Raw genomic sequence first — 12,362 nt, forward strand, 5'->3', positions numbered from 1 at the left:
GAACCTAAGGGAGAGAACAGTCATGGTCAAGGTATTTAAACGTGAAGCAGGCAAGGAGAGGGTGCTGCGTTCCTATAATGAGCTGCTGGGACGCTGGGCGACGGAATTCCGCGAGCTGGATATTGAAACGGAATACGGATCAACGCATTGTATAACGGCAGGAGATGAAGGCAATCCGCCCTTGCTGCTGCTTCACGGGGTGGGTGATAATTCTGCAGTGATGTGGATGCTCAATATGCAGGAATTATCCCGGCATTTCTATTGCATCGCGGTAGACACGATAGGCGGACCCGGCAAAAGTATTCCAAACGCCAATTTCAGCAAACGGACGTTCTCACAGGTGGATTGGATTACTGCCGTAGCCGATGGGCTGGGGATCGAAAAATTCCATCTGGCGGGTGTATCAAATGGTGCCTACATGGCTTTTAATTATGCGACCTGCCTGCCTGAAAGAGTAGACGGGGTGGTGTGCATGGAAGGCGGGATGATTACTGCTCCGGTGAAGGCGATGATCCAGACGCTGATGATGATGTTCCCGGAAATTCTTGTTCCGACCCGCAATAACCTGCTAAAGGTCACCCGAAAGCTAAGCTCGCCAAACTCCGGACTTTTTGACAAGCATCCCGAAGTGGCCGAGCATCTGGTGCTGTTAATGAAGCACCATAATCAGCAGGCCATGTTTGTTCATCAGCTTCAGCTTTATGATAAAGAGAAGGCGGTTGCGATCAGAGACAAGCTTTACTTTCTGGTGGGGGATTACAAGCTGGGCCACAAGAAGGATTTCCTGGAGATTTTGAAGGATGGGGATTTCCGCTATAAAGTGATCGGGGATGCAGGGCATGGGGTTAATCATGAGCAGCCGGAGATCATCAACAGGGAGATTATCAGCTTCCTGCAGGAACAGGAGACGCAGGTGTGATAGAAGAGGCTATACAAAACGCGAAAACCGTAATTTGACTGAACTTGCCATGGATTGCCCGGACTCAGGCAGTTATTAACATGGCAGAAATACCGATCTTCATTTGCCAACCTTACATCCTACCGATTAAACTATGAATATGTGATGTTGAGAGTGAAGGGGGCAGAAAAGAGATGGCGATTTATACGCGTACGGGGGATAAGGGAGAAACATCGGTCATCGGCGGCCGGGTAGGCAAGGATGATGTCCGCGTCGAGGCTTACGGAACGATTGATGAGCTGAACTGCTTTGTGGGTCAGGCCCGCAGTCTGATGGAGGACGAGAGGTTCGCCGATGTCCGGGAACAACTGCTGGAGATCCAGCATGAGCTGTTCGATTGCGGTTCGGATCTGGCTTTTGTGAAAATCAGCGAGAGCAAATATAAGGTCAAGAGCGAGATGGCGGTTCGTCTGGAGGGCTGGATCGACGAATTGCAGGCGGAGAATCCTGTGCTGGAGCGCTTCATTCTGCCAGGCGGCAGCCAGCTGTCCTCAGTGCTGCATGTCTGCCGCACCGTCTGCCGCCGTGCAGAGCGGCGGGCGGTTACGCTGGGCCGCAGCGCAGATATTAATCCGGAAGCTGTGATTTATTTGAACCGGCTTTCGGACTATTTCTTTGCGTTGGCCCGCACAGCGAATACCCGGCTGGAGATTGCTGATGTAGAGTATGTGCGCAGCAAAAAGGTGTTCCGCAAATAATATGACAAGCTATTATTCACCGATCTCCTATATTGTGCCGCCGTCCGAGGACGGCTGGCTGCTGAAGACCATCCTGCAGAAGCGGATGGATGTGTCCCGCAAGCTGCTCTCCCGCCTGAAGATGACAGAGCAGGGGATTATGCTGAACGGCGAGCGAGTCTATATCAGCGTCCGGGTCAGCGCCGGAGACACCGTGGACATCCGGATGGAGCAGGAAACGTCGGAGGATATTTTGCCGCAGGATATTCCGTTTGATATCCTGTATGAGGACGAGCATCTGCTGGTCGTGAACAAGGCAGCCGGAATCATTGTCCATCCGACCCATGGCCATTATACTGACACACTGGCAAATGGGGTCGTTCATTATTGGGCGCAGAAGGGAGAACAGTACCGCTTCCGCCCGGTTCACCGGCTGGACCAGGAGACGTCGGGCGTACTGGTAATCGCGAAAAATCCTTATAGCCACCAGCATATTTCCGAGCAGATGATTGCCGGAACCGTGGACAAACGTTATGCGGCCTTTGTTCACGGAATTCCTGCGGTGCCGCGCGGTGATATCGACGGTCCCATCGACCGTGACCCGGCGGAACCGCACCGGCGTATCGTGACGCCGGACGGCTATCCCTCCCTGACCCGGTATGAGGTCAAGGCAGCCTACCCGGGCCGTGCGGCGAGGGTGGAGCTGAAGCTGGAAAGCGGCCGCACCCATCAGATCCGGGTGCATATGAGCTCTATCGGCTGCCCGCTGATCGGTGACGGCATGTACCGCCACCTGCTGTATGGCAAGGAGGAGCTGACTTCGGAGGAAGCGGCATGGCTTGCGGGCATCGCGGAGCTGGATGCCTCAATTCCGCGGCAGGCGCTGCATGCGGTGCGGTTGTCGTTCAAGCACCCGGTCGGGCTTGCGGAGCTGGTCTTCGAAGCGCCGCTGCCGCCGGATATGGCGCTGCTTGAGCAGAAGCTGGAAAAGGAGACGGCTGGGGAGTAGCGGTACTGCACCTGCACAGCACCTGCACAAGCATATGTCGCCGCAACACATGGACCTCGTGATTAACGGGAAAAGGTCCCTGTAATTATCGCTTTTGGAAGTAGCGGAGTGAATAGCGGGATTGACTACCTGTAATTTTATCGATAGTGTGTTATAGCGTGATTTCTACAATTATAGAGGGATTAATGCTGTTAGAGTTAAAAGTGGACACTCGTTAAGAGAACAGGAATAATGAGAATAACGAGGAGGTGTCCACATGAGTGGAACACGAAAAAGCTACAATGATGAATTTAAAAAACAGACGGTAAAGTACATCCAGGAGCAGACCAAGACGGTGGCGGAACTGGCCCACGAGCTGGACATCCCCGCTAAAACCCTGCATCAATGGCTGGGCAAGTTCCGGCAGTTCCCAGACGAGCCCGTGGCCAGCGCCGAGAGGGTACGAGAACTGGAACGACAGTTGCGGGAAAAAGAACAGCAACTAGCCGATATGGCGGAGGAAATGGCCATCGTAAAAAAAGCAGTGCACATCTTCAGCAATCCAAAGAACTGAGATTTCAGTTCATCGAAGATCATCGCTCCCGGTTTCGTGTGGAGAAGATGTGCAGTGTCCTTGAGGTATCGCGGAGCGGCTATTACAAATGGAGAACGGCAAAACCAAGCCCACAAGCGACCCGAAAGGCGTTGCTTCTTCAGCGAATCACCTATCAATTTAACGATACAGGAGGCTGCTACGGCAGTCCTAAAATCACGATTCTTCTCCAGCGCGAAGGCCACAAGATCAGTGAGCGTACCGTAGGGAAATACATGAGAGAGCTGGGCTTGCGCTCCTGTGTAGCAAAGAAATTCCGCGTAAACACGACCGACTCCAACCACACCTTACCGGTTGCACCTAATCTGCTAAACCAACAATTCTTCACCGAAAAACCAAATCAAACATGGGTCGCGGATATCACTTACATTCCCTGCCGGGAAGGACGGATGTACCTCGCCAGCGTGCTTGACCTATGCACCCGGGAAATCGTAGGCTGGCGGCTGGACGACCGGATGACCACAGATCTGGTAATGAGCGCTCTAGAAGACGCCTACAAGGCCAAACGCCCAAAGAAAGGTCTCATTCACCATTCGGATCGAGGCTCACAGTATGCCTCAGCCGACTACCGTAAACGTTTGGTGAAATACCGCATGAAGGCCAGCATGAGCCGCAAAGGCAACTGCTACGACAATGCTTGCATTGAATCTTTTCACAGCCTATTGAAAAAAGAGTTTGTGTACTGTACCCGATTCAAAACGAAGAAACAAGCCTATGATGGCATCTACCAGTACATTGAATTTTTTTATAACCGCAAGCGAATCCATGGTGCTCTGGGCTACGTATCGCCGGTTCAGTTTGCAGCTAGATTCAAACGAAAAGCAGCCTAATTTCATTTTTTAGTGTCCACTTTCTTGACGGAGGTCCATAATTCCCGCTATCCTTTTATAATTGAGGGTTCGGCCGGAACTAGCGGGCATATTTCCCTCTAGTAACGCCCATATTACTGATCTAATGCACTGTAAAACGAAAAGATAGGCCGGAATTACAATTCTATCTGTGAATGATACATGACAGCACCACGGGTCATCTCCTTAGCTGCAGTTGGGTTGCAGTTGGGCTGCAATTGAATTCACTATAAATTTTTAAAGGGAACTGCCAAAGGAGCTACTATGAGTCAACTGAAAGTATATCAATATCCAAAATGCGGAACCTGCCGCAGCGCTGTCAAATGGCTGAAGGAACAGGGGCATGAGCTGGAGCTTCAGCATATCGCCGAGCAGCCGCCCACTGTGGAAGAGCTGCGTTTGCTGGTCGCGAACAGCGGGTTTCCGTTGAAGAAGTTTTTTAATACGAGCGGTGAGGTATACAAAGCACTGGGCTTGAAGGACAAGCTGTCCAGCCTTAGTGAAGACGAGCAGCTTGAACTGCTGTCCAGCAACGGGATGCTGATCAAACGCCCGGTAGTCACTGACGGCAAGAAAGTCACTGTAGGCTATAAAGAAGAGCAATACGGCGAAGCCTGGAGCAACGCCTAATAAGATGGAATATAAGGAGAGGTTACACATGAGTTCAGTAACAACGGGCCGGGTAATGATCGTCGATGGAATGGCTCTGCTGTTCCGGGCCTTTTATGCGACCTCTTATGGAGGATATATCCGCAAGACGAAGGCCGGACTGCCGACCAATGCGGTGTACGGATTTTTGCAGTATTTTTTCGATGCGGTCAGCACATTCGAGCCTTCCCATGTGGTCTGCTGCTGGGATATGGGCAAAGGGACTTTCCGCACCGAGAAGTATGACGGCTACAAATCGAACCGGATTGATGCGCCGCTGGAGCTGATTCCACAGTTTGATCTGGTCAAGGAAGTCGTGGCTGAACTGGGCGTACCGAATATTGGACTAGTGGGCTATGAAGCGGATGATTGCATCGGCACGCTTGCTTCATGCTACAGCGGGGAATCCGAGGTGTACATTCTCACCGGCGATCACGATATGCTGCAACTGGTCAACGATAACGTCAAAGTCGTCATTATGAAAAAAGGCCGCTCGAACTATAAAGTTTATGATCCGGCGGAATTGCTGGAGGAAAAGGGCCTCACCCCTGCCCAGGTGATCGATTTGAAGGGCTTCATGGGCGACACCAGCGATAACTACCCCGGTGTAAAAGGCATTGGCGAGAAAACGGCGCTGAAGCTGCTGACCGAATACGGTACGGTGGAAGGGGTAATCGAGAATCTTCATCTGCTTCCCAAAGGCGTGCGTGCCAAGATTGAGGCTGATCTTGATATGCTTCACCTGTCCCGTGAGCTGGCGGAAATCCGCTGTGATGTTCCGGTAGTCTGCACGCTGGCTGAATGCCTGTGGGCGCTGCAGCGCGAGACGGCAGCCCGCAAGTTCCAAGAGCTGGAATTCGGCAGCCTGATGCATCTGATCGGCAGTGTGCAGGATGAGCGGGGCATTGTGCAGATCGAGCTTGGGGATCTGGGCTGATCTTCGCCAGCTGCTGATACAGGTTGATTATTTTTTTGCAAAAGCACTCTTGAACCCATATAGGTTCCAGAGTGCTTTTTTTGCGAATGGGGCGGAACATGTTATATAAAGATTGACGAAGGGGTTTAGCAGTGTTTATAATATTAATATAATTATTAAGTGGTTAATATATATATTAACCATTGAGGGGTGGATTATTAAAATGATTCAGCGTGCAGTTTTAAATGCGGATATCCGCAAGGGAACAATCAACCGGAATATTTATGGACATTTCTCCGAGCATTTGGGACGTTGTATTTATGAAGGCATCTGGGTAGGTGAGGATTCACCGATCCCGAACACGAACGGCATCCGCAACGATGTTGTGGAAGCGCTTAAAGAAATCAAGATTCCGGTGCTCCGCTGGCCGGGCGGCTGCTTCGCCGATGAATATCACTGGAAAGACGGCATCGGTCCGCGCGAAGGCCGCAAACGGATGATCAACACGCATTGGGGCGGTACGGTGGAGAACAACCATTTTGGCACCCATGAATTTATGGAGCTATGCGCCATGCTGGATTGCGAGCCTTATATCAACGGCAACGTCGGCAGCGGCACGGTTCAGGAAATGTCGGAGTGGGTGGAGTATCTGACGTTCAACGGCGTTTCGCCAATGGCGGAGCTGCGTCAGGAGAATGGCCGGCAGGAACCGTGGGCCGTGAAATATTTTGGCGTGGGCAATGAGAACTGGGGCTGCGGCGGAAATATGCGTCCTGAATATTATGCCGATCTGTACCGCCGGTATCAGACCTATGTGCGCAATTATGGAGACAATAAGATCCATCGCATTGCCTGCGGTCCGAATGTCGATGATTATCACTGGATGGAGGTCCTGATGCGTGAAGCCACCCGCTATATGGATTCCATCACACTTCATTATTACACCATTCCGGGTCCTGCCTGGGAACAGAAGGGGGCGGCTACCGGATTTGAAACCGGCGAATGGTTCTCTACGCTGGAGAAGGCGCTGCGCATGGATGAGCTGGTAACCCGCCATAGTGTGATTATGGACAAATATGATCCGGAGAAACGTGTGGGCCTCATTGTCGATGAATGGGGAACCTGGTATGATGTTGAGCCTGGAACCAATCCCGGCTTCCTCTATCAGCAGAACACGATCCGTGATGCGCTGGTTGCCGGTGTAACCCTCGACATTTTCCATAAGCACAGCGGCCGCGTTCGGATGGCGAATATTGCCCAGACGATCAACGTGCTGCAGGCTGTAATTCTTACTGAAGGCGAGAAAATGCTGCTGACTCCTACGTACCACGTATTCAATATGTACAAGGTGCATCAGGATGCGGAACTGCTTGATCTTTCGCTGGAGAGTGGCACCTATAGCTTCGAAGGCCGCGAGATTCCGGAAGTCTCGGCCTCAGCTTCCATTACGGCGGAGGGTGTAATTCATGTCAGCCTGTGCAACCTGAATCATGCTGCAGCAGCATCGCTTCCGCTGGAGCTGCGCGGACTTGCCGGGAAAGAGGTTGGGATTACTGGAACGACGCTGGCCGGAACAGCAATTGATGCCCACAATACATTCAGCCAGCCGGAGGCAGTGACGCCACAGCCGTTTACCGGCTTTAAGCTGGAAGGCGGCAAGCTTAACGTTGAGCTGCCTCCGATGTCGGTGACCGTGCTGGAAATTACCCCGAAGGCTTAAGGGAGCATCCGTTATGAGCACTTTATCAACCTGCAAGGGCTGCCGGGAAGAGTACAAGGTGACGGATGCCCAGATTGCCCGGATTCTGGCTTCATCAATGTTCACCCCGGACAACACCGCTTCAGATGAAGTATACAGGGAGCGGGTTGCCCTTTGCTCAGCTTGTCCGAAGCTCCAGGATGGCGTAACATGCACGGCCTGTGGCTGTATCATTCCGGTAGTGGCCAAGCTGAAGGAGCGCGGCTGCCCGTTGCCGGGCGGCGGTTTGTGGAGTCCGGTCACGGAGTAGCGTTCCGCCAAGCCGTTGGAGAGCCTTTGTCACAGAGGAAGCATCATTGGCTGTGAATACCGGAAAGAACCCCATGGAGTCCCAGGCATACTGAAATTTTAAACGCCCTCATCACTCGTGGATGCAATACCGCGAGGGATGGGGGCGTTTATGTGAGAAAAGAAGAATATATATGCGGACTTTACAGTGAAGGCATCGCTTGGCTAGGAGACTGTTCCATTCCCATTGTCAGCACCTGCTGCTGCATCCCTTTTATCCGCGTCAGCACCATTGAATCCATCGGTATAGAACAGCTCTATGACCAGATCCTCGTTGTAATTACCGAAGCCTTTGCCGAATAAGGTGAGCCCGCCGATATGTTCGGCATCCTCTTCCACCGAGAGCCTGAAGGTCCACTGCTTGTTGCGGATTGCAACCTGCTCCAGCGTAATGTCTGAGAGTTTTAAGCCGTCCATATAGGTTCCTTTTGGGGTAATGCGCAGCTGCTTGAGCAGGCCGTATTGATTGGTGTACGCCGGCCACCAGGCAGGGGTATATTTCCCCGGGCTGTCTCCGTAATCGCCTGGGCTAGTCCAAAACCCGAGCTTCTGGCCATTCAGCGTAAACGCAATATCCGAAGGCCAGTTATTATTGGTTGAGGGTGCTTCGGAGGCAATCTCCATCGTAATGATGAGCTCCTCCGGCTGCTGGCTGGACAACAGGAAGTTGGGTATTTTGTATTCGACATAACCTTTGCCAAACCAGAGAATTCCGGCATTCATCCGCTCCATATCCCAGAAATAACGGGGATCGTCGAAGCTGCCGATGATATGCTCGGTAGTGGCCAGCCCGCAGGTTGGCTCTATCTCAAAATCGGAATAATGTCCGACCGGTATTTCTTTCCGGTGACCCTTGCGCTCTGCTTTGGCCTGGAGTGGGAAGATAATCTCCACCCCTTCAGCGGCAAGAGAACAAATCTTTTGCAGTCCGCTTCGTCCGGGAGCCATATGGGTGCGGATCAGTCCGGCCGTTTCCAGCTTACGAACATGCATTGTCATAATGGCGCTGCTCAGCTTGACCGCTCCCGCCAATTCCTTTACATTCATGGGCTGAACAGCAAGCAGCTGCAGCATTCGCAGACGTACAGCGCTTGAGAGCGCCTCGTACACCGGCAGGGAATCTTCGGTAAGATCAAGTTTCATTTTCTGGGTACGCCTCCGGATTCAAGTTATATAGTTAATAATTATATTACTTAAATGGCTTTCTTACAACCCGTTGGGTTCACCGGATGGTGTGCTGGAGAACTTTGCCGCTCCACTTTTATCACAGACACCACCCGGCGAAGTCCACTATAATGTACAGGATAAATTAGCGATAAGACAAGGTGCCCTTGTAACTACAAGGGGTAACAGGGAATCGGGTGCAAATCCCGAGCGGTCCCGCCACTGTAAGGAAGAGCTGAACTTCAGCATGTCACTCGGCAAACAGCCGGGGAAGACGAAGGAAGGCGTTATGATCCCGAGCCAGGAGACCTACCTTGTTTGCGCGCACCACGACTCTACGCGGATAGGAGCGGTGTACGAATTGGTTAAAGAGATGAAGGCATGCAGTTTTGGGGACGGTGGATTTTGAAGATTTGGTGCAGAGCAAGTGCCAGCTTCAGCTCCCCCACATTACAATTCTGCGAATTCTCCGCGATGTTGCAGCGGTACCACCATCTCTTACATATCTGATGACGTACATAGCACTCCCACCCCCCGGGGCGGGAGTTTTTGATTTGATGCGGCACAAAATGACGAATCCATGGAGGGAAAAGGATGAACAAACGCAAGTTTTGGAGTTTTGCTGCACTCATTGCCGGATTTACCTTTTATTTTTTGCTGAATGAGCCGGGCACGGCCAACGCGATGCATATTATGGAGGGTTTTCTGCCGGTAGGCTGGGCCGTATTCTGGTGGGTGGCGTTTCTGCCGTTTTTTACCCTTGGAGTCCTTAAGCTGAAGAAAATGACCAAGGACAACCCGGAGCTGAAGCTGCTGCTTGGGCTGGCGGGTGCATTTACCTTTGTCTTGTCGGCACTCAAAATGCCTTCCGTAACCGGAAGCAGCTCCCATCCTACAGGAACGGGACTTGGTGCTGTAATGCTGGGGCCGCTGCCGATGAGCGTAATCGGGTCTGTTGTGCTGCTGTTTCAGGCGCTGCTCCTGGCGCACGGGGGGATAACGACACTCGGAGCGAATGCATTTTCGATGGCGGTGGCCGGTCCTTTTGCCGGGTATGCGGTCTATAAGCTGCTAATGAAGGTGAATGGGCGTGAAAAGCTGGCAGTCTTTATGGCGGCGGCAGTGGCTGATCTCATGACGTATGTGGTGACCTCGGTTCAGCTTGCAGTGGCTTTTCCGGCGGCAGACGGGGGTGTGCTGGCTTCTCTGATTAAGTTCGGCGGTATTTTTGCCGTGACGCAGATTCCGCTCGCCATCAGCGAGGGGCTGCTGACCGTGCTGCTCTGGAACTGGCTGAAATCCTACAACCCGAATGAGCTGTCGCTGCTGAAACGGCAAACCAAGGGAGGAAGTCTGTGATGAGCAATAAGTGGAAAAATGGGTTGATGCTGCTGGCGGTGATTTTGCTGGTGGTGCTGCCTCTGCTGCTGGTGAACGGGGAATTCGGCGGGGCTGATGATGCCGCAGAGGGTGTAATTACAGAGATTGATCCCGGTTATGAGCCGTGGTTCAAACCGCTGACGGAGCTGCCTGGCGAAACGGAAAGCATGCTGTTCGCGCTGCAGGCGGCGATCGGGGCCGGAGTGATTGGCTATTCCATCGGCCTGCTGAAAGGCAGACAGGACCGGCGCAAGCTTAATGATCAGAAGAATTGATGCGTTATCCTACAGCAATGCGCTGAGGCAGCTGCCCGCGATGTGGAAAGGCCTGTTCGCAGCAGTCATGTTCATCCTTTCCTATGCGCTTCATCCGGCCTTGCAGCTTGTGATTGCGGGCTGGATGACCGTGTGGTGCGTCCTGTACGCCAAAATCCCGCTGCGCGCCTACGGCCTGCTGTTTGGTACGGCACTTTTGTTCTTTTGTCTGAGCCTGCCGGCACTATTGCTTGAAATTGGCCATCCAACTGCCGGTGAGGCGTTAATGTCCTTGCAGCTCCCGGCTTCGACTCGTTCACTATACATTACAGCGGAGGGACTGCACCGGGCAGGGTTGCTGCTGGCGCGCGTGTTGGCCTGCCTGACCTGCTGCTTTTTTATCATATTTACAACACCGTTCGGAGAATTGCTGCAGGTACTCCGCAGGCTGCGGATGCCGCAGATCGTACTGGAGCTCATGCTGATTATGTACCGTTTTCTGTTCCTGCTGAGCGATACAGCACATGGAATGATGCTGGCCCGGCGGCTGCGCGGCGGCAGAAGAGGACGGGTGGCCAAACTGCGTGAAGTTGCGGGAATGGCGGGCTCGCTGTTTGCGAATACGATGCACCGCTACTATGGGCTGTCACAGGGGCTGATAACCCGGGGGTACATGGGTGAGATCATTTTACCGCCGTACGTGTCACGCCCGGTGCCGCGCAGATTCACGGTTCAGGCTTGCGCCGGTATTTTCCTGCTGCTGCTGGCTCAGCTATGGATCTTGCGGAGCTGGTGATTTCTTGATTGGGGAAGCGGCCAACGGCAGGAGTTAAAGTGGAGACTGAACTAAGAGTAAGGAGATTGCAATGAATAACGAATATAGCCTGGTCTTTGAGGGGGTCGCCTACAGTTATCCGGACACGGCGGAACCTGCGCTGCGGGAGCTGACTGTCTCCATCCCCAAAGGACGAAAAACAGCAGTGCTCGGCCACAACGGCTCCGGCAAATCAACCTTGTTCCTGCATGCCGTTGGCGTACTGCGTCCGCAGAAAGGCAAGGTGCTGCAGGGCGGTACCCCGCTAACCTATTCCAAAAAAGAGCTGGCCGCCCTGCGCCGCCGCGTGGGCCTCGTCTTTCAGGACCCCGAGCAGCAGCTGATTCTTAGTACGCCTATCGAGGATATTTCTTTCGGACTGCGGGGGACGGGCATGGATGAGGCCGCTATTCAGAAGCGCTGTCTGAAAGTGCTGGAGCAGCTGAATCTGCTGGCTCTGCAAGACAAGCCGGTTCATCAGCTCAGTCTGGGCCAAAAAAAGCGCACGGCGCTCGCAGGGGTCATGGCGATGGAGCCAGAGCTGATTTTGCTGGATGAGCCGACCTCCTATCTGGACCCGCTCTCCGAGAGACAGCTGCTTGCGGGACTTGAGAGCATTTATGCCAAGGGCACCACGGTGGTCATGGCGACGCATGATATGAATCTGGCCTACCGCTGGGCGGACTGGATCATCGTGCTGGATAAAGGCGTCTGCCGGGCAGCCGGATCGCCGGAGGATATTTTTGCAGACGGGGAAGACATTCGGGCGATCGGCCTTGACCTGCCGCTGCTCGCCGATTTATGGCATAGCCTGCCCGGCCGTTTGACTGCCGGGCAGACTGCTCCCCGGAATGCAGAAGAGTTCAAAGCCATTCTGAAGCAGCTGTTTAGCGAGTCTGGAAATATAAGGGTTTAGAGAGTTTGAAATGTAAAAGAAGGTTCGCGTCAATGACAGATGTGAATGTACCTGATTGGGCAGAAGCATCTGCTATATATAGAGCGTTGTAGCAAGCAGAAGGGAAGCATGAAATCAGGTTATTTTGTGGACGGGGGAA

Annotated in this window: 14 protein-coding genes and 1 riboswitch; of the genes, 13 read left to right on the forward strand and 1 reads right to left on the reverse strand. The window is 53.0% G+C overall.

Annotated features, from left to right (window positions below; genetic code table 11):
• The first annotated feature begins 22 nt into the window (after nucleotides 1–22).
• The 9 genes from MHI45_RS28515 (at nucleotide 23) to MHI45_RS28555 (ending at nucleotide 7,657) form a co-directional block, all read left to right on the forward strand.
• Nucleotides 23–919 (forward strand): alpha/beta fold hydrolase, encoded by an 897-nt coding sequence (locus MHI45_RS28515; protein ID WP_076111489.1) that lies wholly within the window; start codon nucleotides 23–25, stop codon nucleotides 917–919.
• Between the two features lie 173 nt (nucleotides 920–1,092).
• Nucleotides 1,093–1,656: a cob(I)yrinic acid a,c-diamide adenosyltransferase gene (locus MHI45_RS28520; RefSeq protein ID WP_038588302.1), complete on the forward strand. Its 564-nt coding sequence runs from the start codon at nucleotides 1,093–1,095 to the stop codon at nucleotides 1,654–1,656.
• A 1-nt stretch (nucleotide 1,657) separates the two neighbouring features.
• Nucleotides 1,658–2,644, forward strand: coding sequence for an RluA family pseudouridine synthase (locus tag MHI45_RS28525; protein ID WP_076111491.1), 987 nt, complete (start codon nucleotides 1,658–1,660; stop codon nucleotides 2,642–2,644).
• Between the two features lie 256 nt (nucleotides 2,645–2,900).
• Nucleotides 2,901–3,197, forward strand: coding sequence for a transposase (locus MHI45_RS28530; RefSeq protein ID WP_076111493.1), 297 nt, complete (start codon nucleotides 2,901–2,903; stop codon nucleotides 3,195–3,197).
• 11 nt (nucleotides 3,198–3,208) lie between these two features.
• Complete coding sequence (locus tag MHI45_RS28535; protein ID WP_256718146.1) at nucleotides 3,209–4,066, forward strand: IS3 family transposase; 858 nt, start codon at nucleotides 3,209–3,211, stop codon at nucleotides 4,064–4,066.
• 282 nt (nucleotides 4,067–4,348) lie between these two features.
• On the forward strand, nucleotides 4,349–4,714 hold the full coding sequence (locus MHI45_RS28540) for an arsenate reductase family protein (RefSeq protein WP_076111496.1): 366 nt from the start codon (nucleotides 4,349–4,351) through the stop codon (nucleotides 4,712–4,714).
• Nucleotides 4,715–4,742: 28 nt separating this feature from the next.
• Nucleotides 4,743–5,669 carry a 5'-3' exonuclease gene (locus tag MHI45_RS28545; protein WP_052091936.1) on the forward strand — a complete coding sequence of 309 codons (927 nt, stop codon included), beginning with the start codon at nucleotides 4,743–4,745 and terminating at the stop codon, nucleotides 5,667–5,669.
• Between the two features lie 202 nt (nucleotides 5,670–5,871).
• Nucleotides 5,872–7,368, forward strand: a complete 1,497-nt coding sequence (locus MHI45_RS28550) for an alpha-N-arabinofuranosidase (protein ID WP_076111497.1) — start codon at nucleotides 5,872–5,874, stop codon at nucleotides 7,366–7,368.
• A gap of 13 nt (nucleotides 7,369–7,381) precedes the next feature.
• Nucleotides 7,382–7,657: a DUF6171 family protein gene (locus tag MHI45_RS28555; protein ID WP_038588311.1), complete on the forward strand. Its 276-nt coding sequence runs from the start codon at nucleotides 7,382–7,384 to the stop codon at nucleotides 7,655–7,657.
• Nucleotides 7,658–7,860: 203 nt separating this feature from the next.
• On the opposite strand, the gene MHI45_RS28560 is transcribed toward MHI45_RS28555, so the two are convergent.
• Nucleotides 7,861–8,838 (reverse strand): ArsR/SmtB family transcription factor, encoded by a 978-nt coding sequence (locus MHI45_RS28560; RefSeq protein ID WP_076111499.1) that lies wholly within the window; start codon nucleotides 8,836–8,838, stop codon nucleotides 7,861–7,863.
• 163 nt (nucleotides 8,839–9,001) lie between these two features.
• Nucleotides 9,002–9,190: riboswitch (cobalamin riboswitch) on the forward strand.
• Between the two features lie 263 nt (nucleotides 9,191–9,453).
• Here MHI45_RS28560 and MHI45_RS28565 point away from each other — a divergent pair.
• The 4 genes from MHI45_RS28565 (at nucleotide 9,454) to MHI45_RS28580 (ending at nucleotide 12,223) form a co-directional block, all read left to right on the forward strand.
• A complete protein-coding gene (locus MHI45_RS28565; RefSeq protein WP_076111501.1) occupies nucleotides 9,454–10,218 on the forward strand; it encodes an energy-coupling factor ABC transporter permease in 765 nt (254 codons plus the stop codon).
• Nucleotides 10,218–10,514: an energy-coupling factor ABC transporter substrate-binding protein gene (locus MHI45_RS28570; RefSeq protein WP_038588318.1), complete on the forward strand. Its 297-nt coding sequence runs from the start codon at nucleotides 10,218–10,220 to the stop codon at nucleotides 10,512–10,514. The genes MHI45_RS28565 and MHI45_RS28570 overlap by 1 nt, the downstream gene beginning before the upstream one ends.
• Nucleotides 10,498–11,289, forward strand: coding sequence for a cobalt ECF transporter T component CbiQ (gene cbiQ, locus MHI45_RS28575; RefSeq protein WP_076111502.1), 792 nt, complete (start codon nucleotides 10,498–10,500; stop codon nucleotides 11,287–11,289). Before MHI45_RS28570 ends, cbiQ begins: the two co-directional genes overlap by 17 nt.
• A gap of 70 nt (nucleotides 11,290–11,359) precedes the next feature.
• Complete coding sequence (locus MHI45_RS28580) at nucleotides 11,360–12,223, forward strand: energy-coupling factor ABC transporter ATP-binding protein (RefSeq protein WP_076111504.1); 864 nt, start codon at nucleotides 11,360–11,362, stop codon at nucleotides 12,221–12,223.
• Nucleotides 12,224–12,362: the final 139 nt, after the last annotated feature.

Source organism: Paenibacillus sp. FSL H3-0321 (genome assembly GCF_038002865.1).
Lineage (GTDB): Bacteria > Bacillota > Bacilli > Paenibacillales > Paenibacillaceae > Paenibacillus_AQ.